The organism is Ralstonia sp. 1138, assembly GCF_040544795.1.
GTDB lineage: Bacteria > Pseudomonadota > Gammaproteobacteria > Burkholderiales > Burkholderiaceae > Ralstonia > Ralstonia flatus.
Genome location: NZ_JBEPKQ010000002.1, coordinates 123,452 through 142,460, shown reverse-complemented (window position 1 = coordinate 142,460; position 19,009 = coordinate 123,452). Strand labels below are relative to the sequence as shown.

28 protein-coding genes are annotated in these 19,009 nt (G+C 62.8%); 16 read left to right on the top strand and 12 right to left on the bottom strand.

The window, feature by feature from the left end; all coding sequences use genetic code 11:
• Window positions 1–4: 4 nt before the first annotated feature.
• Together ABIC76_RS08315 and ABIC76_RS08310 are read right to left on the bottom strand one after the other, a co-directional pair.
• Entirely contained in the window at window positions 5–424 is a 420-nt protein-coding gene (locus ABIC76_RS08315; protein ID WP_354533665.1) for a copper resistance protein, read from the bottom strand.
• Between the two features lie 276 nt (window positions 425–700).
• Entirely contained in the window at window positions 701–1,954 is a 1,254-nt protein-coding gene (locus ABIC76_RS08310; RefSeq protein ID WP_354533664.1) for an Hsp70 family protein, read from the bottom strand.
• A 247-nt stretch (window positions 1,955–2,201) separates the two neighbouring features.
• Between ABIC76_RS08310 and ABIC76_RS08305 the strand changes: the two genes are divergently transcribed.
• From ABIC76_RS08305 to ABIC76_RS08280, 6 genes are all read left to right on the top strand, one after another.
• Window positions 2,202–2,489: a barstar family protein gene (locus tag ABIC76_RS08305; protein ID WP_354533663.1), complete on the top strand. Its 288-nt coding sequence runs from the start codon at window positions 2,202–2,204 to the stop codon at window positions 2,487–2,489.
• Complete coding sequence (locus tag ABIC76_RS08300; protein ID WP_354533662.1) at window positions 2,486–2,833, top strand: hypothetical protein; 348 nt, start codon at window positions 2,486–2,488, stop codon at window positions 2,831–2,833. Before ABIC76_RS08305 ends, ABIC76_RS08300 begins: the two co-directional genes overlap by 4 nt.
• Window positions 2,834–2,909: 76 nt before the next feature.
• Window positions 2,910–3,602: a hypothetical protein gene (locus ABIC76_RS08295; RefSeq protein WP_354533661.1), complete on the top strand. Its 693-nt coding sequence runs from the start codon at window positions 2,910–2,912 to the stop codon at window positions 3,600–3,602.
• 301 nt (window positions 3,603–3,903) lie between these two features.
• Window positions 3,904–4,113: a YgaP-like transmembrane domain gene (locus ABIC76_RS08290; RefSeq protein WP_354533660.1), complete on the top strand. Its 210-nt coding sequence runs from the start codon at window positions 3,904–3,906 to the stop codon at window positions 4,111–4,113.
• A gap of 1 nt (window position 4,114) precedes the next feature.
• Entirely contained in the window at window positions 4,115–4,672 is a 558-nt protein-coding gene (locus ABIC76_RS08285) for an RNA polymerase sigma factor (RefSeq protein WP_354533659.1), read from the top strand.
• Window positions 4,673–4,691: 19 nt separating this feature from the next.
• Complete coding sequence (locus ABIC76_RS08280) at window positions 4,692–5,024, top strand: carboxymuconolactone decarboxylase family protein (protein WP_226946954.1); 333 nt, start codon at window positions 4,692–4,694, stop codon at window positions 5,022–5,024.
• A gap of 12 nt (window positions 5,025–5,036) precedes the next feature.
• Here the strand turns inward: ABIC76_RS08280 and ABIC76_RS08275 are convergent, their stop codons facing one another.
• Window positions 5,037–5,996, bottom strand: coding sequence for a PASTA domain-containing protein (locus tag ABIC76_RS08275; protein WP_354533658.1), 960 nt, complete (start codon window positions 5,994–5,996; stop codon window positions 5,037–5,039).
• 198 nt (window positions 5,997–6,194) lie between these two features.
• Between ABIC76_RS08275 and ABIC76_RS08270 the strand changes: the two genes are divergently transcribed.
• Together ABIC76_RS08270 and ABIC76_RS08265 are read left to right on the top strand one after the other, a co-directional pair.
• Complete coding sequence (locus tag ABIC76_RS08270; protein ID WP_354533657.1) at window positions 6,195–6,449, top strand: DUF1330 domain-containing protein; 255 nt, start codon at window positions 6,195–6,197, stop codon at window positions 6,447–6,449.
• Window positions 6,450–6,554: 105 nt separating this feature from the next.
• A complete protein-coding gene (locus ABIC76_RS08265) occupies window positions 6,555–6,863 on the top strand; it encodes a hypothetical protein (RefSeq protein WP_354533656.1) in 309 nt (102 codons plus the stop codon).
• Window positions 6,864–6,989: 126 nt separating this feature from the next.
• Here ABIC76_RS08265 and ABIC76_RS08260 read toward each other — a convergent pair whose 3' ends face one another.
• The 3 genes from ABIC76_RS08260 to ABIC76_RS08250 all read right to left on the bottom strand — a co-directional run bounded on the left by ABIC76_RS08260 (window position 6,990) and on the right by ABIC76_RS08250 (window position 9,108).
• A complete protein-coding gene (locus ABIC76_RS08260; RefSeq protein ID WP_354533655.1) occupies window positions 6,990–8,009 on the bottom strand; it encodes an alpha/beta hydrolase in 1,020 nt (339 codons plus the stop codon).
• Window positions 8,010–8,078: 69 nt separating this feature from the next.
• The gene (locus tag ABIC76_RS08255; RefSeq protein WP_354533654.1) at window positions 8,079–8,504 is read right to left on the bottom strand and encodes an organic hydroperoxide resistance protein; all 426 of its coding nucleotides are present in this window, start codon (window positions 8,502–8,504) and stop codon (window positions 8,079–8,081) included.
• Between the two features lie 142 nt (window positions 8,505–8,646).
• Window positions 8,647–9,108, bottom strand: a complete 462-nt coding sequence (locus tag ABIC76_RS08250; protein ID WP_354533653.1) for a MarR family winged helix-turn-helix transcriptional regulator — start codon at window positions 9,106–9,108, stop codon at window positions 8,647–8,649.
• A gap of 166 nt (window positions 9,109–9,274) precedes the next feature.
• Between ABIC76_RS08250 and ABIC76_RS08245 the strand changes: the two genes are divergently transcribed.
• The 4 genes from ABIC76_RS08245 (at window position 9,275) to ABIC76_RS08230 (ending at window position 11,512) form a co-directional block, all read left to right on the top strand.
• Window positions 9,275–9,709, top strand: a complete 435-nt coding sequence (locus ABIC76_RS08245; protein WP_354534202.1) for a VOC family protein — start codon at window positions 9,275–9,277, stop codon at window positions 9,707–9,709.
• 146 nt (window positions 9,710–9,855) lie between these two features.
• On the top strand, window positions 9,856–10,770 hold the full coding sequence (locus tag ABIC76_RS08240) for a PhzF family phenazine biosynthesis protein (protein WP_102063888.1): 915 nt from the start codon (window positions 9,856–9,858) through the stop codon (window positions 10,768–10,770).
• 67 nt (window positions 10,771–10,837) lie between these two features.
• The gene (locus tag ABIC76_RS08235; protein ID WP_102063889.1) at window positions 10,838–11,164 is read left to right on the top strand and encodes an EthD family reductase; all 327 of its coding nucleotides are present in this window, start codon (window positions 10,838–10,840) and stop codon (window positions 11,162–11,164) included.
• A 24-nt stretch (window positions 11,165–11,188) separates the two neighbouring features.
• Complete coding sequence (locus tag ABIC76_RS08230; protein ID WP_102063890.1) at window positions 11,189–11,512, top strand: hypothetical protein; 324 nt, start codon at window positions 11,189–11,191, stop codon at window positions 11,510–11,512.
• Between the two features lie 69 nt (window positions 11,513–11,581).
• Here the strand turns inward: ABIC76_RS08230 and ABIC76_RS08225 are convergent, their stop codons facing one another.
• From ABIC76_RS08225 to ABIC76_RS08205, 5 genes are all read right to left on the bottom strand, one after another.
• The gene (locus tag ABIC76_RS08225) at window positions 11,582–12,079 is read right to left on the bottom strand and encodes a YciE/YciF ferroxidase family protein (protein ID WP_027680486.1); all 498 of its coding nucleotides are present in this window, start codon (window positions 12,077–12,079) and stop codon (window positions 11,582–11,584) included.
• Between the two features lie 35 nt (window positions 12,080–12,114).
• Window positions 12,115–12,627, bottom strand: coding sequence for a ferritin-like domain-containing protein (locus tag ABIC76_RS08220; protein WP_102063891.1), 513 nt, complete (start codon window positions 12,625–12,627; stop codon window positions 12,115–12,117).
• Window positions 12,628–12,736: 109 nt separating this feature from the next.
• On the bottom strand, window positions 12,737–12,982 hold the full coding sequence (locus ABIC76_RS08215) for a hypothetical protein (protein ID WP_102063892.1): 246 nt from the start codon (window positions 12,980–12,982) through the stop codon (window positions 12,737–12,739).
• A 106-nt stretch (window positions 12,983–13,088) separates the two neighbouring features.
• The gene (locus ABIC76_RS08210) at window positions 13,089–13,508 is read right to left on the bottom strand and encodes an Hsp20/alpha crystallin family protein (RefSeq protein ID WP_102065083.1); all 420 of its coding nucleotides are present in this window, start codon (window positions 13,506–13,508) and stop codon (window positions 13,089–13,091) included.
• Window positions 13,509–13,541: 33 nt separating this feature from the next.
• Window positions 13,542–13,985 (bottom strand): Hsp20/alpha crystallin family protein, encoded by a 444-nt coding sequence (locus ABIC76_RS08205; protein WP_102063893.1) that lies wholly within the window; start codon window positions 13,983–13,985, stop codon window positions 13,542–13,544.
• Window positions 13,986–14,174: 189 nt separating this feature from the next.
• Between ABIC76_RS08205 and ABIC76_RS08200 the strand changes: the two genes are divergently transcribed.
• The 4 genes from ABIC76_RS08200 to ABIC76_RS08185 all read left to right on the top strand — a co-directional run bounded on the left by ABIC76_RS08200 (window position 14,175) and on the right by ABIC76_RS08185 (window position 17,389).
• Window positions 14,175–14,816, top strand: coding sequence for a diguanylate cyclase (locus ABIC76_RS08200; protein ID WP_102063894.1), 642 nt, complete (start codon window positions 14,175–14,177; stop codon window positions 14,814–14,816).
• A 173-nt stretch (window positions 14,817–14,989) separates the two neighbouring features.
• Window positions 14,990–15,307 (top strand): co-chaperone GroES, encoded by a 318-nt coding sequence (locus ABIC76_RS08195; protein ID WP_102063895.1) that lies wholly within the window; start codon window positions 14,990–14,992, stop codon window positions 15,305–15,307.
• 97 nt (window positions 15,308–15,404) lie between these two features.
• A complete protein-coding gene (gene groL, locus ABIC76_RS08190; protein WP_354533652.1) occupies window positions 15,405–17,027 on the top strand; it encodes a chaperonin GroEL in 1,623 nt (540 codons plus the stop codon).
• 110 nt (window positions 17,028–17,137) lie between these two features.
• Window positions 17,138–17,389 (top strand): hypothetical protein, encoded by a 252-nt coding sequence (locus ABIC76_RS08185; protein ID WP_102065084.1) that lies wholly within the window; start codon window positions 17,138–17,140, stop codon window positions 17,387–17,389.
• A gap of 31 nt (window positions 17,390–17,420) precedes the next feature.
• On the opposite strand, the gene ABIC76_RS08180 is transcribed toward ABIC76_RS08185, so the two are convergent.
• Window positions 17,421–18,905, bottom strand: a complete 1,485-nt coding sequence (locus ABIC76_RS08180; RefSeq protein WP_354533651.1) for an HD domain-containing phosphohydrolase — start codon at window positions 18,903–18,905, stop codon at window positions 17,421–17,423.
• Window positions 18,906–19,009: the final 104 nt, after the last annotated feature.

Sequence of the window (19,009 nt, the reverse complement as noted above, 5' to 3'; positions counted from 1 at the left end):
GAGGTTAATTTCGGAAACAGCAGTGAAGGATGGACAGCGGTGGGGGCGGCGCCCGCGCAATGGGTTCGGCTTGCGCCAGGATGAGGGGCACCGTGGCTGCAATCGGTGTCGGCTCGATCTGTCTAAGCAGGACAGGGAGGAAAGTTGGAATCTGCGGCGAGACGTGGTCTGCCGTTTTGCTACCTGCCTGGCAATGCTCCAGGCAGAGTCCGTCGTGCTGGCCGTTGTCCTGCGTCGCATTCTTCGCCATTTCGGGACACGACTCGGCCATGTCCGCCATGCCGGTCATCGCCCCCATGTCCAAGGCCGCGCGTACCGCATACCGGCCACCCGCACAGGCGTAGGCGGCCGCTGCCAGTTGCACGGTCAGGAATGTCAGGACGAGAAAGCCAGCTAACCAGAGCCGGCGCTGATAGCGGCGCACGTTGCGTATGTCGAGAGTCGCGAAATGGTATCAGTGCGTACTGCGAATGGTGCTCGCGAGATGCCTGCAGAGATGCCCATTGGCAGCGCTCCCATGTGCCACGCTAGCAGTTCCGCGCAAGTATGTTCCTTCCCACCATGGGAATGTCAAGGGCCTTCTACCCGCCGTCCCGGCATATCAATACCGATGCTCCGAATATGCAGTCATAGTCGACTTCCGTCGGAACCGTCGTTGATCGCCTGTCCCGCCACCTCTCAGCCTTTCACCCTCAGCCCGTCAGCCAAACTTGCGCGCCGCATCGCGCGCCAGGCCGGAACCGATCCCGCCGAACAGGTCGCCCTCGACGCGCCGCGCCGACGGTAGCACTTGCGCCAGTTGTTCGCGCAGCAACGGCACCCCGCTGGAGCCGCCGGCAAAGAGAATGGTATCGACCGCTTCCGCTGCAACGCCTGCCGTTTTCAGCATGGTCTGCACCGTCGAGACCGTCTTGCCGACCAGCTTCCCAATCGACTGGTCGAAATCCTCGCGCGTGACGGGCTGCTTCAACTCGGGCGCGATGCGGTGCAGGTCGATCTCCGCCACCGGAGCGTCCGACAGCGCGATCTTCGCGGCTTCCACCTGAATGGCCAGCCAGTGGCCGGCGCGCTCGCGGATCAGGCGGATGAGGCGGTCGAGTTTTTCGGTGTCGGCGGCATCTCGGTAGTTGTCCATCACCACCGTCCATGCCTTGCGCGTGTACACGTGGTTGATGGTGTGCCAGCTTGCCAGGTCGAAATACTGGCCGGACGGCATGGCCTTGCCGTTGCGCAGCGTGCTGTTCAGGCCAAGCAGCGGCATCACGCTGGCCAGGCTCAAGGCGCGGTCGAAGTCGGTACCGCCGATGTGAACGCCGCCGTTGGCGAGGATGTCTTCGCGGCGGTCCAGGCGTTTCGCGCGGTCGGGCGACAGGCGCACGAGGGAGAAGTCCGACGTACCGCCGCCAATGTCGGCCACCAGCACCAGTTCTTCACCGCTGATGCCGGCCTCGTAGTCGAACGCGGCGGCGATGGGCTCGTACTGAAAGGCGATCTCGTCAAAGCCGGCGTCGCGCGCGATGTCCGCCAGCGTGTCTTCGGCAAGCTGGTCGGCCTTGGGGTCTTCGTCGATGAAGAACACCGGGCGGCCCAGCACGGCGCGGCGGAATTCATGGCCGGCGGCATGCTCGGCGCGCCGCTTAAGTTCGCCAATGAAATGCGCCAGCAGCTTGCGGAAGGGCATGGCCTGGCCCATGACCTCGGTGCTGTCGTCCATCATCGAGGTGCCGAGCAGGCTCTTGAGCGAGCGCATCAGGCGGCCCTCGTAGCCAGCCAGATAGTCGGCCAGCGCGGCACGGCCGTAGCTGACCGTCGGGTCTTCGGCGTGAAAGAAGATGACGGAAGGCAGCGTGGCCTTGCCGTCTTCGAGCGGCAGCAGGGTGGGGGCGTCCGGTCTCAGCCAGCCGACGGTGGAGTTGGACGTGCCGAAATCGACGCCGCAGGCGTTTGACATCATAGGATTGTGGCTTCTGAAGTGCAGCGGGAGGCATGCGCCTGCACGGGATATCAGGCGCGGGTGCCACCGGCGAAGGGGCGCTATTGTAGTGGCTTTGTGCGACGGATTGCGGCGGCATGGCACTCGGCGCCGCAACCTATCCGCGTCGACGGTAGCCACGGGTTGCCGGCACACTTACCTACCGCTTCCGGCCATAAACGGCCACCCAGTATGCTGCGGGGTATCACCCGAGAAGAGAGGACGGGCCGTGGCACGCGTAGACGTCGTAGAAATTGAACTAGGCGACATTGAGTCGACCGCGCAGTTGCATGAGCGGCTGATGGACCAATTGCAGTTTCCAGGTTGGTACGGAAAAAACTGGGATGCATTCTGGGACGCAATCGTCGCGCTTGTAGAAATGCCGCGCGCTCTTCGGCTCAAAAATTGGCGCGCATTTGAGCGCAGATTCCCTCGCGATGCGAAGTTGATGGCAGATTGCTTGAGCGACATGGAAAAGCAGTTCCCTTCGCTCGCTGCGAAGATTGAGCGTGTATGACCGACGCCGACCATATAGTGAACCCATCAATGCCAGACTCGTTTCACCTCATAGCGATCTACGCCGAAGCCGAAATGCAGTCGATTGCGCGGCAATACGTTCCAGATTGCGCTGTAGCGGCGCTTGAACTTGCGCTGGCGGGACCCTGGTTCCTGATAAAGACAACGACAGATGCAGAGCGCGACCTTCTGCAAAGAGACCCCACGCTCCTAAACGCGTTCAAGGCAGTGTTTCGGGCGCGAGCGTGCCCGGAGGCCCTCGTTGAACGTCTTACGTTCACTTTCCAGTCACTTGAAACCGTGGAGCGAGACTATGCGGGCAACTGGTATTGGGCATTGAAGTAGCGCGGGCTATGAACGTCTGGCTTCCGGTCGAAAACAGACGTTCGACCAACAACACAATCCATCTATCACGACGCCAATGACTGCTCAGGAACGTCTGCACGCCGCTCGAATTGCCGCCCAGGAGGGACGATTTTCCGAGGCTCTAAGCGAATACATTTGGTTCCACGAACATGCGCTTGAAGAGCGGCCATCGTTGAGTGGAGTTCGACTGTCGTTCGCGCTTGGCTATTGGATTGAGTTGGCCGAACAATATCCGCCGGCCCGAGCAGCGTTGCAATCCATCCTGATCGAGAAGACCGCACGTTTGGAACAAGGCGACCAGGACTGGGAGCTCTTCAACGATGTGACCGCGATCAACCGGGAGTTGGGCAACGACGAGGCGACCTACGACTTGTTCGTCTTGATCAACAAGGCTGCCCCCGCTTTTTCGGCGCGGTGCGCCAGGGTCGCAATGCCCTCAATCGTCAAAGCCGCTGACTTCACGCTTGCGCGCGGATTTATCCCCGACCCGGAGAAGTCAGTGGAGCAACTCGCATCTCGATTCATTGAGGGCATTGGGTGGACAAATCGCTCATTGCCCCCGGAGAGGCAGGCTGACATCACCAATCACAAGATCCGCATCTATTCCGAGGAAGTGGGAATGCTGACGCAGATTGTCCGCATGTCCGGAGAGGGTGAACGGGCGGATGCGCTGGTAGAGCAAGCCATTTCCCTTGTAGGAAATCCGGAACTGCAGGATGCCGTTCGTGCATCGCTCACCTCACCCTGATGCCATCTGCAACGACTTCGAGAACCAATCGAATGCGCTCTCTGACGAGTGATGCAACCGTAGGTCAGCGTGCGAAGACGCGTCAACGCAATCGTCCAAACGTTGAGCATTTTTGAGGGACTGACCGCCAGCCAGCGACGGAAGGCATCAGGAAACGACGTGCGGCCGCGCCAGCATGCGGATAACGGGCAGAACGCGGCCACTGTAGATCTATCCGGAAATACCTAGAAAAAAAAGAATCCTTTTGCACTGGCTGTGCCTCTATGAAGCCATCACCAGCACACCAGAAGGATGCGTCCCTATGTTCTATCTCAAGCGGAATCTGCCCACCCCCGAGCGATGGATTCGCGCTTCCCTGGGGCTGTGCACAGCCGTCGCTACAGCAACGTTGGCCGCTACGCCGTGGGGCATGATTGCCGGCTACGCGGCCGCAGCAATTCTTGCGGGCACAGCAGTTGTCGGCTTTTGTCCGGCCTGTGCGCTTGTTGGAAGAACGCCAATAAAGAACTGAAATGATCCGTCCGTCTGATGCGCTTATTGAGGCGGCTTGCGCTGGCAACCAGGCCGCAATCTCTCAACTGTTGACGGTTTGCCAGCCGGATCTAAAGCGGTTTGCGAGACGAACGTGCACCAATAGCGAGGACGCTGAAGACGCGGTGCAGATCGCCTTATGGCGGGTGTCTCGAAAAATTGGCGCGCTACGAACGGCGGCGGCCTTTGCGAGCTGGCTATTCCGTATCGTCGAAAGGGAATGCTACCGATTCTTTACCCGGGGAAAAGCGTCCATTCCCTTGTACGAGGCCGATTTGGATGCGGTTCAGGCACCAATGATCCCAAGAGATTTGCGAACGGATCTCACCGCCGCGATCCAGACGCTTCCTCAGAACTATCGCGTGGTTCTCATCTTGCGCGATGTGGATGGACTGACGGCGCCCGAGGTGGCGGCCGAGCTAGGCCTGACCGTTGAAGCCGTCAAGAGCCGACTGCATCGTGCCCGCTCCATGGTGCGCGAGAAACTTGTCGCAAGCGGATACTGGAATTCGGCAATGGATTCGCAAAATGAGCGGTAATCCAAAACAGCAGGTATGAATGATGAGTGAATACCAGTCGCCCAAGGACTTCCAGAACATTCCAAAGCTTCTTGCCCTTGCGAAGGAGGAAGGCAACGCTTTTATGGCCTTCGATCATGCCGCGAAGCGCGCTGATGGTCTCATTCCGCCCAAGGTCAGGGAGTTCATCTCGCTCGCCGTTGCGCTGACTACGCAGTGTTCGTACTGCCTTGATGTCCATACGAAGGCAGCCAAAAAGGCCGGCGCTACTGCTGAAGAACTTGCAGAGTTGATTTCAATTGCAGCAGCGGTCCGAGCCGGCGCAACCATGGGACATGGCCTGATGGCGCTCCGCCTGTTTGAAGAGGCATAAAACCATCCACAGTCAGCGGCACCTGACGTCGTACCCCGCCACGTGTGGGAGATCGTCCTCGCCGACGGTGGTCACGGTGAGCTTGCCTGCGGGGCCAACGTAGTTGAAATCGCAATAGGCCAAGCCCGTGCCGGCGCAGGAGTTGGCCTCGCCGATGCCGCGCTTGACCAGCGCAGCCTGGCGAGGCTCGGGGCTGGCGCCACCCTTCACAGGCTTCCAGCCCTTGTCGGCGAGCGCCTTGCGCGCTTTGTCGATCGGCATGTTGTAGACATTCGGCACGTGGGCGCGACCCTGGCAGACGGCATCCTCGTCGGCCACCTTGCTCAGCCGCAGCGTGCCATCGCCGTCAACCCGCAGGTCGCCGACGGGCAGGGGAGAAATGTCACCATCCCACACGCGCACGGCGCCGCCTTCCAGCGGGGTCAGTGCGCCAATCGCGGTGTCTTCGGCTGATTTGCCGTAGGCCAGCGCGACGAGCTTGTCGTTCTGAAACACCGCTACGTTGCCTTGCGTGACGTTGCACGTGCCGCTGGTCGCGGCCTGCATCTCGCCGGCAAAGCTGACAGCGCGATAGGCGCCAAGCGGTACATCGGCCATCACCGCCCAGCCTTGCGCGGCCACCTGTTTCGCGGCCGGCGACTTGGGCTTGATGACAAGTTGCGGGCAACTGTCGCGGTCACTGGCGTCGCTACCGGCCTTGGGCAGGGCGGCAACCGCCTTCATGCGAATGTCTTTCAACTCAGACACGACCCGAAGCGCTGGCACGCTCGTTTGCGCGGCAGCCTGCAATGTGAGCGCGAGACCGAGCGTCAGCGCCGTGCCATGCAGCACGTTTGAGGCGACGGTCCTTGTGAAGGCGGAGAAGGAATGGCGAGGCTGCATACGAGGGAATGACGAGCGGCAGTTGAAGAGGCCTTCCAGACGCGACGTGTCACGGCGGTGGCCGGCGTTGCGGGAACGGAGTCGCTGCATCGAGCGACTGCGGCGGAGAATATTAAGAAGCAGAAACACATCGCCGTTGCTTCTACACCAGCATGGCGCGAATGCTGCGCTCCGGATTCTAGTCAAGATAGATCGACTGGTACATCGCCTGCAGCCTGCGTTTAATCGCTCGCGAGCGCATCTTCACCGGTGCTTGCCGATGGACAAAGGCATTGGAGGCTCCAGGCGATGGCCAAGCAGGCGGCGCTTGCTCCGCGCTTTCAGGCTGCGCTGCAAGACGCGGGTGGGCGAATCCTGCATTTCGGCCCTGTCGCGCAGGTGCTGGAGGGGGATGAAGACCCGTTGCCGATGGCCGGTATATTCGAGTTTCCGACGCTAGCCCAAGCGCTGGCTTTCTACAATTCCGAGACCTATGCGCCGATCAAGGCCGATCGGCGGGAAGCTCAGCAAGCGCGGATGTTCATCGTCGAAACGCTGTCGTGACAGACCGCTTCCGGTCAGGAGCGCCTGTTATCGGTACGCTGGAAACATGCAAGCCACTGTGGAGGATGGAAGGATGCCGACCAACTGCCGGAGCTACGTCCAGACATGACGGTCGACGAGCTTCATACCTTCTTGAGTAGCACGTTCGATTTGGTCACCGACCCAGCGGAGCGAGGCGGTGCCAGCACGTACTTCCTCGGCAACGTGGTGTGGCAGCCCGCGGCGAGCACGCGCATCCTTCATGTGGGGTGCGGTGCCGACAACCACGTCAGCCATATCAAGCGGTGCGTCTCGTCGGACAACAATCACAGCGTGCTTGTGCGGTTACCCGTGACTTGGCCGGAGCTTGAGCGGATCGTGGCCAACGAGATTTCACTGCATATGCGGAGCCGGCTGGTACATGCCAGGGGGTGACGCATTCCGCTGACGGCGGGAATGTCGTCGCCAGGCGAGCGGTGCGGGCGCAACGCGCCCACCGCGCCCACCGCGTGCACAAGGCACGGGCGGGCGCATCGCCGGCTGACCAACCCGCCCACCCCATTACTTCAACCGCGCCTTCAGCTCTTCGCTGGCTTGATGCAGCGCTGCACGGGTTGCCGGCACACCGGCCAGCGCATTGAGCAGGCCGAAGTCGTGAATCATGCCGTTGTAGCGCGTGGCGGTCACATCCACACCGGCCGCGTCGAGCTTGCGTGCATACGCTTCGCCTTCATCGCGCAAGACATCCTTCTCGGCGGTAATCACCAGCGCGGGCGGCAGCCCCTTCAACTGAGCGGGCGTGGCCAGCAGCGGCGATGCGTAGATCTCCTGACGCTGCGCCGGATCGGTCGTGTAGGCGTTCCAGAACCACTGCATCATCGGCTTGGTCAGGAAGTGTCCCTGCGCAAATTCGTCGTACGAAGCGTTCTCGAAGTTGGCATTCGTGACCGGCCAGAACAGGACTTGCGTGCGCAGTGCGGGCGTACCGTGCGCCTTGGCCATCAGGGCCACCACGGCCGCCATGTTGCCGCCCACGCTGTTGCCGGCAATCGCCAGCCGCTTGCCGTCTACGCCGATCTGGGCACCGTTTTCTGCCACCCACTTTGTGGCGGCGTAGATCTGGTTGATCACCACCGGATAACGCGCCTCGGGCGAGGGCGTGTAGTTGACGAAGACGGCGACGGCGCCGGAGTCGGCCACCAGGTCGCGCACAAAGCGCTCGTGGGTGGGGAAGTCGCCCAGCACCCAGCCCCCGCCGTGAACGAAGATGAAGCCGGGCAACGTGCCTTTCGCGCCGGCCGGGCGCACGATCGTCAGGCTGATCGGCTTGCCGTCCACGGTGATGGTTTTCTGGCTGACGTCGGCGGGCGGCAGCGACACCTTTGCGGCGGCTTGCGCGCCCACCAGCACGGCGCGGGCATCGGCGGGTGACAGGGTTTCCAGCGGTTGTCCACCGCCGGCGGCCAGGGCGTCGAGGAATGCCTGGGTGGTGCGCTCCACGCCTGGGCTGCCCGCAGCAAGGGCAACGCTTGCTGCCACAGAGAGCAGGGTGCCGGCGGCAAATTTGGTCATGCGGTTCATGGCTGGGCCTCTAATCGTGTGTTGTGCGAAGGATTGGAAGGGTGCGGATGTTGGGGAAGGGCGTACGGGTCAGATCAGGCTCAGGCGTACGTCGATGTTTCCGCGCGTCGCGTTCGAATAGGGGCAGACGATGTGGGCGCGGTCGATGAGCGATTGCGCTTCGGCCGGGTCCATGCCGGGCAGGCTGATCTTCAGGTCCACTTCAATGCCAAAGCCGTTCGGAATGACGCCGATGCCGACGCTGCCCTGCACGGACACATCCGCCGGCACGCGGATCTTGTCGCGCGCGCCCACGAACTTGATGGCGCCGAGGAAACACGCGCTGTAGCCGGCGGCAAACAGCTGCTCGGGGTTGGTGCCTTCGCCGCCGGCACCGCCGAGTTCGGTCGGCGTGGTCAGGCGGACGTCGAGCCAGCCATCGTCGGTGATGGCGCGGCCATTGCGGCCGCCGGTGGCACGAGCATGGGCACGGTAGAGGACGTTTTCGATCGACATGGTGGTTCTCCTTTGAGAGGGGTGGTGGTGCAGGCATCGGCTGTCGAGGCTGATGCCGCATTGCTTACGATTAAATAGCACGCTACTTAATCGGTTTAAAAAAACGAGCGCGATCAGGCGCCCGTCGGGCATACGTCAGTGCTCAGGCGGCGTTCTTGAAGAGCCGTCCTCGCAATGCATTCAACTGTGTGCGCAGTTCTTCCAGCTCGCCGGGCGCACACTCCATGGCCGTCGCCATGCATGCCGGCACTTTCTCGGCGCGCTTCTCCAGCTCCTTGCCGGCCGCCGTGAGCGAGATGATCACGCGCCGCTCGTCCTCGGCCGAGCGTTGCCGCTCGATCAGGCCCGATGCCTCCAGCCGTTTCAGCAGCGGGGTCAGCGTGGCGGAGTCGAGGAACAGGCGCTCGCCAATCTGCGACACCGTCTGGCTGTCTTGCTCCCACAGCACCAGCATGACGAGGTACTGCGAGTACGTCAGGTCCAGCGCCTTGAGCAGCGGCCGATACGCCTTGTTGATCCCGATCATGGTCGAGTACAGCGCAAAGCAGAGCTGCTCGTCCAGGGCGAGGTCGCGGCGTGCGGAGGAAGGCTTGCGTGTGTTCATGGAGGCAAATATATATAGCGTGCTATTGAATTGCAAGCTAATTTTTTAGACGGGTTGTTCGGGGGGCGGGGCTCCGATTGGCGTCGAAAGGTAGCGCTGTTGCCTCAGTACCCCCGTCTGGGGGACCATGCCCCAGATAGCCCACATCGTGGAGGGACCGAGCGACATAACACTCAAGCGAATGGACAACGTGCTGATCGTTGTGGACGACCTTGAAGCGGTGAAGAATTTCTTCATCGAGTTGGGCCTGAAGTTTGAGGGCCAAACCACCGTTGAAGGGCCTGCCGTCGGAAGCCTCATCGGGCTTGAAAACGTCCGAGCCACCCTTGCGATGCTGCGGACTCCCGATGGACAAGGCATTGAACTCGACAAATTCCATACGCCTGATCCGATCAGGTTCGGCCCCATAGACACACCAGTGAACGCCCTTGGTCTACGTCGCATCATGTTCGCCGTAGACGATATCGACGAGGTGGTTGCGCGAATGCAGACCAAAGGCGCCGAACTCATCGGCCGGATGGATTACGAGAAATCGTACCGGCTGGCCTATCTTCGAGGGCCCGAGGGCATCATGGTCGGGCTTGCCGAGCAGTTCGACTAGTCGATCGTTTCGGCACAGGCCGGGACCTTCTTCGATGTTATGCGCCAGTTTTCGCAGCCTGGCGATCTACGACCAGCCGAACTACAGTCGATTGCTCGACCCAAGAGAATTCCGACTGGCTAGCAACCTCACATAAAAGAGCAACCATGAAGCGCCGCTACGTGACAGCCGACGTGTTCACTGACATCCCGCTCCAGGGCAACCCAGTCGCGGTGGTGCTGGATTGCGAGGGCTTGTCGACCGAGCAGATGCAATCGATCGCGGCTGAATTTGGTTACACCGAAACGACGTTTGTCTTTCCGCCCGGAGACCCCTCGCACACCGCGTGGGTACGAATATTCACGCCATCGCGAGAGATTCCGTTTGCTGGCCATCCCAACATCGGGACGGCCTTTGTGCTGGCCACGAAAGCCGTAGAAGCAGGCGAGCCGTTACCGAACACCCTGGTCTTTGATGAGGCGGCAGGCTTGGTGCCGGTTCGGCAGCTCCTGGAAGGCAACACTGTCGTCGGTGGTGAACTTGTTGCGCCGGAGCAGTTGTCGCTGCGCTCCGAAGTTGCTGTCGACAGCGTTGCCGCCTGCCTCTCGCTTGATGCCAACGACATTCAGGTTGACGTCCACCAGCCGATCGTCGCATCGGTGGGGCTGCCGTTCCTCATTGTTGAACTCCGCTCGCGAGATGCACTGCGCCGCTGCGTACCGAACCCGGTGGCGTACAAGGCGACCTTGCCGCTCGATGGCGCCGTCTCGATCTACGCGTACACGCGAGACATCGGGGAGGACGGCATCCAGGCAGGCTGCGATCTGCAATCGCGCATGTTTACACCGCGCATGACAGAAGACCCCGCAACGGGCAGCGCAACAGGTGCAACGGTTGCCCTGCTGGCGGCAGCGCGCTCAGTGCCTGAATTGACGTTGCGCGTGCGGCAAGGCGTCGACATGGGACGCCCCAGCACACTGCTCGCGTCTTGCGAGAAGACAGGCGACACATCGACAGTCCGTGTCGGCGGAACATGCGTGGCCGTCATGGAAGGTACATTCTGGCTGCCGGTGTTGCACTGACTTGCTGGCGGCTACCGCTCATGTGAGCGCAGGATGAAGCGACACCAATGAACACCAGGAGAACCGCATGATCAAAGTGACCGTGATGTACCCCTACGCCGAAGGCGCACGCTTCGACCACACCTACTACCGTGAGCGCCACATGCCGCTGGTGAAGGCGCGACTTGGCAATGCCTGTGTGTACTACACCGTCGATAAAGGCCTGGCCGGCGGAGCACCCGGTACGCCACCTGCCTACGTGGCGATGTGCGCATTCATCTGTGAATCGGTCGAAGCCTATGAGGCCGCCATTCAACCGCACCGCGCCGAGATCCTGGGCGATATCCCCAACTACACCGACATCGTGCCGACGGTTCAGGTGAGCGAGATCGTCGTCGAGCGGTCTGGTGGTTGAGCGCAATCACGACACCTTGCCTGCATGCCACGCCACCATCACCACGTCTACGTTGTCGAACTGTCGCGGGAAGTGCTGAGCGAAGGGCGCTTCAAGAAAGCCAATCCCGATTACATGGGTGACAAGCCTTGCGTTTATGTCGGCATGACAGGGCAGTCCCCGGACGTGCGCTTTGACAAACACAAGGCGGGGCTGAAGGCGAACCGGTACGTGCGTGAGTACGGCTTGCGCCTGATGCCCGAGCTGTACGAATGCTTCAACCCCATGCCGTACGAGGCAGCGCGGGAGATGGAAGTGGAACTCGCGATCGGGCTGCGCGAGGAGGGGTATGCGGTGTGGCAGGCGTAGCTCGCAAGCGGGCGGAATGTGAACGGTCCAATAAGAGAGGGCGACCCGCTGGCCGCCCTTGTCTCGGGCTTACGACGCCGCACTCGCCTCCCGATTGGCCGAGCTTTCCGCCAGACGCGTCAGCTTGGCATCGGTGGCCTTCTCCTCGTCCAGCGTGCTGACGATCAGTGGCACCGCCTCATGAAAGCCGACCTCCTTGGCAAGCGCGGCCAACGTGCCGTATGAGGCGATCTCGTAGTGCTCGACCTTCTGCGCCGCACCGATCAGCCCGGCATCCAGCACGGGGCCCTTCGGTATCTCTTCGATCAGCTCGTTCGCCTCTTCGATCAAGCCTTCCATGGCAGCGCACTTCATGCGCTTGAGCTTGATGGCGCAGGTCTCGACGATCTGGTCGATCCGCTCGATCTGGCCTTGCGTTTCTTCCAGGTGGCTCTTGAACGCCTCTGAAAGTTCTTCGTTCTCGGCGGTGCGGGCGAGCTTGCCCAGCGCCTTGGCCAGCTGCTTCTCTGCGCTGTAAATGTCCGACAGCGAGTGGATGAACAGGTCTTCAATGGTCTTGCGGGTCATTGGTATCTCCGAATTGGGGGCAGGCGAAAAGAGGATCAGCGCTTGGCTTCCACGCCGGGCGTTTCAGCGCGCGTCAGGAACGTCACCGTGACGCCTCCAAGGTGTTCAGCCAGCCAGGCCGCCATGGCTTGCTCCTGCGGCAGGATGGCGTCGCATACGCGGACGGTTTCGACGTCGCCGCAATGCTCGGCAGCCGCGCGCAGGCTGGTGTAGGCGGCAATCTCCATGTGCTCGAAGACGTAGCCCGCCATGGAGCCTTTGACGACTTCGTCCGAAACCGCCATGCCGCTCAGCCCCTGCGCGAATGCCGCGATGCGGGCCGTGAGGTCCTTGATGACAGAGGTACTCCCGCCGAGGCGGCGGATACAGGAATCGACAAGGCGCTGCTGCTCCTGCGTCTCTTCAATATGCCGGTCGATTCGGGCCTTGAGCTGTGGATAGTGTTCGAGGCGGCCGGATTGTGCGCGCAGCATCTGCTCGGCTTGCTGTTCCATCGCGTGGGCGTCGCGCAGCCAGTCGAGCAGGTGCTCCTGGGCAGAGGTAGTCATGTTCGCTCCTGAGTAGGTGGAGCGAACGGCAACGCAACGAACGCGCCTGCGGGCGGAATGTGTTGCCTTTGGTGGGGAGATTCGGGGGGGGCGCTCGCAAAAGCACGGACTAGTCGGCCTCGTGGCAAGCCGGTCCCGGTGTCGCGTGTTCCTGGCGGTCAACCGCATTCAACGCCCGCAGGACGGAGCGCCCGGTATCGGTGAGCCGTGCACGGTGACGGTGTCCTTCGGCAGAGCGTTCGAGCATGACCAACTGCCGCTCGAGCAACGCATCCAACTCGGCGCGGTTCATGTCGACCTGCTCGGGCGACTGACTGACCAACATCAGCGTGGCAAATTCGTGTGCACTCAGCATCTTTGTCTCCTAGTAACAAACAACCGTAACCAGGGGGCACGGTGCCAAATGCAGGCGCGCAAGGGGCGCGCCCGCTTGCAAGGCAAAACGAGGGCCGGTGATGGGCTCAGCCAGCCTGGACTTCGATACGCCGCGGCTTCGCCTCGTCGCGGCGCGGGATGGTCAGCTTGAGAACCCCGTCGCGCAACTGGGCGTCGATGCGCGAAGCGTCAAAGTCGGGGCTCAGCACAAAGGTGCGCGAGAAATGCGGGTGCCGAACTTCGCCGTGCTGCAGACGCAGGCCCTGCGGCGTCGGCACCATCAAGTCGGCATCGACCGTGAGCGTGCCGTCCTGCACGCGCACATCGAGCTTGTCGCGCGGCACGCCCGGCAGGTCGGCAAACAGGGTAATGCCCTGGCGGTTTTCAAAGATGTCGACAGGCGGTGCCAGATGCGTCTGGCGTGTGGCGGGTTGCTCCGCCGGCTGCTTTGCGACCGTGGCATGGCCCGGCTGGGCGTGGGTCGCCAATTGTGTGGTGTCGTTCATGATGTGCTCCTTCATGCTTGCGCAAGCTGTGGCTCAGCCTTGCACGGTGATCTGACGCGGCTTCGATGCCTCCGACTTCCCGACGCTGATCGTCAGGCAGCCGTTGACGTACCGTGCATTGACCTTGTCGGGGTCGACGTCCTGTGGCAACTCGATCACGCGGCGGAATGCGCCCGTGAAACGCTCGTCGGCATACACGCGCGTGTCGTCGGTCATTTCGAACTCCGGGCGCTTGCGTTCGCCGCTGATCGTCAGCAGCCCCTTGTCGATCGACACGTCGATCTGCGCGGGGTCGAGCCCCGGGGCGAAGGCGACGATCTCGACCGAGTCGTCGGTGCTGCCAATGTTGACGGGAGGAAAGGTGCCGATGCGCGTTGCGCGCAGGCTTGCGGGTGCGCCCGCAAAGAGAGTGGCCATCTGCCGGTGCAGGCGGTCGAATTCGCCCAGCAGATCGGTGCCAAAAAACAGATCGCTCATGGCTGGCTCCTGGTGGGGCCCGCTCGGAGACTGAACCGAACTACGCGCTCCAGTTCATCCGTCCGTGGCGGGCCACTGACAAACAAATCGAAACACGCAGCGCGAGAACCGCGACTGCTTGACGACACCTAAAATAGGGAGGCAAGCGGAAATTTCAAGAGGCCATTCGATACGTCATTCGGAGGTTTCATGGACCTTTTCAACGCAGTGCACGAACAGATGGATGCGGTGCGCCTGCCGTTGGTCGCGGTCACCGTGACGGCGGCCCGCCGACCGAATACGCCGCTCGTGGCGATCCTGCATTGGCACGGATTCCGCCGCGCCAGTCCGCTCGTGTTACCGGGAATCGACATTCCGCCGCGCTCCGTGCCGGGCTCGGCCATTCAACTGACGCACGCCTGGCATAGCGTCGAAGCCGTTGACGAGGCGCTGCTCGATGCCGCCTGGCAGCTCGGCGCATGGGACTTGGAGCGCGTCGAGCGACGCGGTTGCAACGTGGTGGGCGCCTCCGCAGGTGAGGCGCTCGCATGCCGTCAGGCCTTCGGCGATTACGAAGGCGCTTCGGCGGACGAGGCGCTCATCGACGGCGCGCCCGATCGCGCCGAGCTGATGCAGCTTGCCGCCAACGCAGGCTACCTGCGCTGGCTGTTCCGGCCCGTCAAAGGCGGTGTGTGGCGGCAGCTGGATGAGCCGGACGACACGCTCGGCCCCGATGGCGGGCGGCAGCCGCCGTGTCCTGTGCTGCCGATACCGCCGATAGCGCGCCAGCGGCCGGCGCGCAGCCGTACGGTCTACCGCCTGGGAGCCGTCCGGCGCATCCTTTTGCCCTGAAACATTTTGTTACACACTCGGTGTTTTTTCGCCTCTTGAACTCGCGGCGGGGCGCTTCTATTTTGCATTCCGCCAAGTCTTTGGCACGGCTTGCCTGCCCTGCCGGGCGCCCTGCTTGAACGGCGCGCAAGTCGGATTCCCTTTTTTGGTGATCTATCGCTCAGGAGATGGAAATGAAGATTCGTCCCCTCTACGACCGGGTTATCGTCAAGCGAATCGAACAGCAACGGACGACGGCCTCGGGCATTGTGATTCCTGATTCCGCCGCAGAAAAACCGGAGCAGGGTGAAGTCATCGCGGTCGGCACCGGCCGCCTGCTTCAGGACGGCACGCAGCGCGAACTCCAATTGAAAGTCGGTGACCAGGTGCTGTTCGGCAAGTACGCCGGGCAGACCGTCAAGGTCGATGGCGAGGAACTGCTCGTTATGCGTGAAGAAGACGTCATGGGCGTCATCGAAAGCCACGCCCAGGCGGTTGCCAAGGCCGCCTGAAGCCTCGAGCCGCTCGCGGACACTGCCGGACATGACACCGCAACCAGCCCGGTTGTTCGCGACGTGTTGAGTCAACGACTTATCCGGAGCAACAAACATGAGTGCAAAAGACGTCAAGTTCCACGACAGCGCGCGCGTCCGTATCGTCAAGGGCGTGAATGTTCTTGCCGATGCCGTGAAGGTGACGCTCGGGCCCAAGGGCCGCAACGTGGTCATCGAGCGCAGCTTTGGCGCCCCGACCATCACCAAGGACGGCGTGTCTGTCGCCAAGGAAATCGAGCTGAAGGACCGCTTCGAGAACATGGGCGCGCAGATGGTGAAGCAGGTCGCGTCCAAGACGGCGGACATTGCCGGCGACGGCACCACCACGGCCACCGTGCTGGCCCAGGCCATCGTGCAGGAAGGCATGAAGCATGTGGCCGCCGGCATGAACCCGATGGATCTGAAGCGCGGTATCGACAAGGCCGTGGCCGCCGTGCTCGACGAGCTTCGCAACCTGTCGAAGCCGATCTCGACCAACCGCGAGATCGCCCAGGTCGGGTCCATCTCGGCCAACTCGGATGAGGCCATCGGCAAGATCATCGCCGAGGCCATGGAGAAGGTCGGCAAGGAAGGCGTTATTACCGTCGAGGATGGCAAGTCACTCGACAACGAGCTGGACGTGGTTGAAGGGATGCAGTTCGACCGCGGCTACGTCAGCCCGTACTTCATCAACGACCCGGAAAAGCAGGCGGCCTATCTGGACGACGCGCTGATCCTGCTGCACGACAAGAAGATCTCGAACATCCGCGACCTCCTGCCGATCCTGGAAGCCGCATCGAAGGCCGGCAAGCCGCTGCTGATCGTGGCGGAAGATGTGGAGAGCGAAGCGCTGGCCACCCTCGTCGTCAATGCGATGCGCGGCATCCTGAAGGTTGCGGCCGTGAAGGCGCCCGGGTTTGGCGACCGCCGCAAGGCCATGCTCGAAGACATTGCCGTGCTGACCGGCGCAACCGTCATCTCCGAGGAAACCGGCAAGCAGCTCCAGAAGGCCACGTTGGAAGACCTCGGCCGCGCCAAGCGCGTGGAGGTTCGCAAGGACGACACGATCATCATCGACGGGGCCGGTGACCAGGCCAGCATCGACGCGCGCGTCAAGTCGATCCGCGTGCAGATCGACGAAGCCACGAGCGACTACGACCGCGAGAAGCTGCAGGAGCGCGTGGCGAAGCTTGCCGGCGGCGTTGCCGTCATCAAGGTGGGCGCGGCGACCGAAGTCGAGATGAAAGAGAAGAAGGACCGCGTCGACGATGCGCTGCACGCCACGCGCGCGGCCGTCGAGGAAGGCATTGTGCCGGGCGGCGGTGTGGCCCTGCTGCGCGCGCGTTCTGCGGTGCTGAACCTCAAGGGTGCGAACAGCGACCAGGATGCCGGTATCCGGATCGTGCAGCACGCGCTGGAGGCCCCGCTGCGCGCCATCGTCGCCAACGCCGGTGAAGAGCCGTCCGTCGTGATCGCCAAGGTGTCCGAAGGCAAGGGCAACTACGGCTACAACGCGGCCACCGGCGAGTACGGCGACCTCGTGGAAGCGGGCGTCGTCGACCCGACCAAGGTCACGCGTACGGCGCTGCAGAATGCCGCGTCGGTCGCCGGGCTGATCCTGACCACGGATGCGACCATTGCGGACGCACCGAAGGAAGACAAGCCCGCGCAAATGCCGGCGCCTGAGCTGGACTACTGAACTACGCAGTTGTGCTGCCATCGACTGGCCGGTTCGCCGGCCAGTGCAACTGCATTTCGGCACCGCACGCGCTCGCTGCGGTGCCGACTTTTTCAGGTTCGATCGCCACCATGAAGCTACAACTCACCATTGACGCGAAGCATCTGGACGTTGAGATCGATGATGTCGTTGCGGGCTTGCTCGCAGCACGCCTGGGGCTGCCGGAAGGTGCCGATCACCGCGATGCGATCGCGCGGCATCTCAGCGAGGTCAGCGCTCCGTGGGTGCTCGACGATGAACACATGCGCAAACGCGTGTTGCGTCGCCTGATTCTCGAGATTGCCGATCCGACGCTGTTGATGCGCCATCTGATGACGGATTGATCCGCTGCCTGCCGTCGCGCAGCCTTCTCTTTTACAGCAGCCCCAGCGCCGACGCTTTCAACGTCGCGGCAGCACGTGTCGAACATTCAAGCTTGCGAAAGACGCTTTCGATGTGCGTGCGGACGGTGCTCGGGCTCAGGTCCAGTTCGCGCGCCGCTTCCTTGTTGCTCGCGCCGCGCCCAATCGAGCGCAGCACTTCGGTCTCGCGCGCAGAAAGCCGGACCGTCGGTTGCCGGGGCCGGCTCACACGCGATGCCGCATCCCGCGCCTCAACGAGTGCTGCCACAACGGCGCTGTCGAAACGACCTTCGCTTGCTTCGCTCTCCAACCGTTGCTGAACTTCACTTGCGGGCAGTGCGTCGCGCCATGGCCGCTTCTGGCCCAGCGCCACAAAGGCGACTGACGCGCTCAGCACGCGCGCGTCGAGCGACAAAGCCTGCCCGCCCACACCGCGGAAATACCCAGAGCCGTCGAGCCGCTCATACGCGTACGAAGCCAGCTCCGCCGCCTGCGCAAGCGTGCCGGTTTGCTTGCCGGCGCGACCGGTCCAGTACGGGACGAGCCGTACTTTTTCCCAGTCGGCGGCGGAAAGGCGCTGTGGGGCGTTCCAGATCGCATTGGGCACAGCCGCACGGCCCATGCCGTGGATCAGCGCCGCCTTGTAGAGACGCGCCGCGCTCGCATCGTCGGCGCCCAGCGCTGTGCTGCAGGCAGACGCGGTGCGCGCGACGGCGCGCGAGTAGCCCGTCATCCACGGCAGCTTCAGGTCGATCACGTCGCCAATCAGTTCGGCCGAGGTCGTCGCCTGCATGTGCTGGGTCTGGATCGACTCGTCGATTCCGGCCGGGTCGCGCGACGCCAGCAGCTCCAGCCACGGCGCCGCCCGGGCGGCCACCAGTGCGGCCAGGTCGGCCGGATACCGCGTGCCGGCCTGCGCGGCGATCATGTTGAGGGCGCTCGGCAGGCCGTAGACGCGGCTGAAGATATCCAGATCGCCTGCCAGCGACACCACGTACACCGCACGCGGCACCGCCGTACCGGCCAGTCCGTCAGGCATGCCGGTGCCGTCCCACGCCTCGAAGATATGGCGCAGCGCCAGTTCAGTGTCGGCTGTCAGGTTCAGGATCCGCGCAATTTCGCCGGAAACCTCGCAATGAATCTGCGCCAGCGGGCGCATCGTGCCGGCAATCGCTTGGGGGTCGAGCCCGGGCATCGGCACTTGCCGCCGCGCGAGCATCGCCTCGCGGCCGGCCACGTCATCGCCCAGCACATCAGCGAACTCCGGCGCATTGGCCGTGCAACCCGACCACCTCAGCAGCGCCACTTGCGCGGCCGTCTCTACCGAGGCGTCACCGTCGCCGGTTTCGCGGGCCAGCTGCGCTGCCAGCCACGCCGTTCGCAGGGAATGGTCGGTCGGCTGGCCCATGCTGAGATCGCCCACGAATGCGAGTGCCCGGACAGCGTCGTACACGCTGACCTGTGCACGTTCGCCCGGCGCGTTGCTGTGTCCGTTCACTGATCCACCAATAGAAGCGCAGCGTTGATTGCGCCCGACTATAGCGCAGCGCGTGCCGGGCTGCGTGCTTGCATGAGGTCGGTCATTTATCCGATACCGGTGCC

What these genes read in the sequence shown, in the direction of transcription:
- ABIC76_RS08310 (WP_354533664.1), bottom strand. Translation starts at nt 1,954, where the DNA reads ATGATGTCAAACGCCTGCGGCGTCGATTTCGGCACGTCCAACTCCACC.
- ABIC76_RS08300 (WP_354533662.1), top strand. Translation starts at nt 2,486, where the DNA reads ATGACCGACGCCGACCATATAGTGAACCCATCAATGCCAGACTCGTTT.
- ABIC76_RS08295 (WP_354533661.1), top strand. Translation starts at nt 2,910, where the DNA reads ATGACTGCTCAGGAACGTCTGCACGCCGCTCGAATTGCCGCCCAGGAG.
- ABIC76_RS08290 (WP_354533660.1), top strand. Translation starts at nt 3,904, where the DNA reads ATGTTCTATCTCAAGCGGAATCTGCCCACCCCCGAGCGATGGATTCGC.
- ABIC76_RS08285 (WP_354533659.1), top strand. Translation starts at nt 4,115, where the DNA reads ATGATCCGTCCGTCTGATGCGCTTATTGAGGCGGCTTGCGCTGGCAAC.
- ABIC76_RS08280 (WP_226946954.1), top strand. Translation starts at nt 4,692, where the DNA reads ATGATGAGTGAATACCAGTCGCCCAAGGACTTCCAGAACATTCCAAAG.
- ABIC76_RS08275 (WP_354533658.1), bottom strand. Translation starts at nt 5,996, where the DNA reads ATGCAGCGACTCCGTTCCCGCAACGCCGGCCACCGCCGTGACACGTCG.
- ABIC76_RS08270 (WP_354533657.1), top strand. Translation starts at nt 6,195, where the DNA reads ATGGCCAAGCAGGCGGCGCTTGCTCCGCGCTTTCAGGCTGCGCTGCAA.
- ABIC76_RS08265 (WP_354533656.1), top strand. Translation starts at nt 6,555, where the DNA reads ATGACGGTCGACGAGCTTCATACCTTCTTGAGTAGCACGTTCGATTTG.
- ABIC76_RS08260 (WP_354533655.1), bottom strand. Translation starts at nt 8,009, where the DNA reads ATGAACCGCATGACCAAATTTGCCGCCGGCACCCTGCTCTCTGTGGCA.
- ABIC76_RS08255 (WP_354533654.1), bottom strand. Translation starts at nt 8,504, where the DNA reads ATGTCGATCGAAAACGTCCTCTACCGTGCCCATGCTCGTGCCACCGGC.
- ABIC76_RS08250 (WP_354533653.1), bottom strand. Translation starts at nt 9,108, where the DNA reads ATGAACACACGCAAGCCTTCCTCCGCACGCCGCGACCTCGCCCTGGAC.
- ABIC76_RS08240 (WP_102063888.1), top strand. Translation starts at nt 9,856, where the DNA reads ATGAAGCGCCGCTACGTGACAGCCGACGTGTTCACTGACATCCCGCTC.
- ABIC76_RS08235 (WP_102063889.1), top strand. Translation starts at nt 10,838, where the DNA reads ATGATCAAAGTGACCGTGATGTACCCCTACGCCGAAGGCGCACGCTTC.
- ABIC76_RS08230 (WP_102063890.1), top strand. Translation starts at nt 11,189, where the DNA reads ATGCCACGCCACCATCACCACGTCTACGTTGTCGAACTGTCGCGGGAA.
- ABIC76_RS08225 (WP_027680486.1), bottom strand. Translation starts at nt 12,079, where the DNA reads ATGACCCGCAAGACCATTGAAGACCTGTTCATCCACTCGCTGTCGGAC.
- ABIC76_RS08220 (WP_102063891.1), bottom strand. Translation starts at nt 12,627, where the DNA reads ATGACTACCTCTGCCCAGGAGCACCTGCTCGACTGGCTGCGCGACGCC.
- ABIC76_RS08215 (WP_102063892.1), bottom strand. Translation starts at nt 12,982, where the DNA reads ATGCTGAGTGCACACGAATTTGCCACGCTGATGTTGGTCAGTCAGTCG.
- ABIC76_RS08210 (WP_102065083.1), bottom strand. Translation starts at nt 13,508, where the DNA reads ATGAACGACACCACACAATTGGCGACCCACGCCCAGCCGGGCCATGCC.
- ABIC76_RS08205 (WP_102063893.1), bottom strand. Translation starts at nt 13,985, where the DNA reads ATGAGCGATCTGTTTTTTGGCACCGATCTGCTGGGCGAATTCGACCGC.
- ABIC76_RS08200 (WP_102063894.1), top strand. Translation starts at nt 14,175, where the DNA reads ATGGACCTTTTCAACGCAGTGCACGAACAGATGGATGCGGTGCGCCTG.
- ABIC76_RS08195 (WP_102063895.1), top strand. Translation starts at nt 14,990, where the DNA reads ATGAAGATTCGTCCCCTCTACGACCGGGTTATCGTCAAGCGAATCGAA.
- groL (WP_354533652.1), top strand. Translation starts at nt 15,405, where the DNA reads ATGAGTGCAAAAGACGTCAAGTTCCACGACAGCGCGCGCGTCCGTATC.
- ABIC76_RS08185 (WP_102065084.1), top strand. Translation starts at nt 17,138, where the DNA reads ATGAAGCTACAACTCACCATTGACGCGAAGCATCTGGACGTTGAGATC.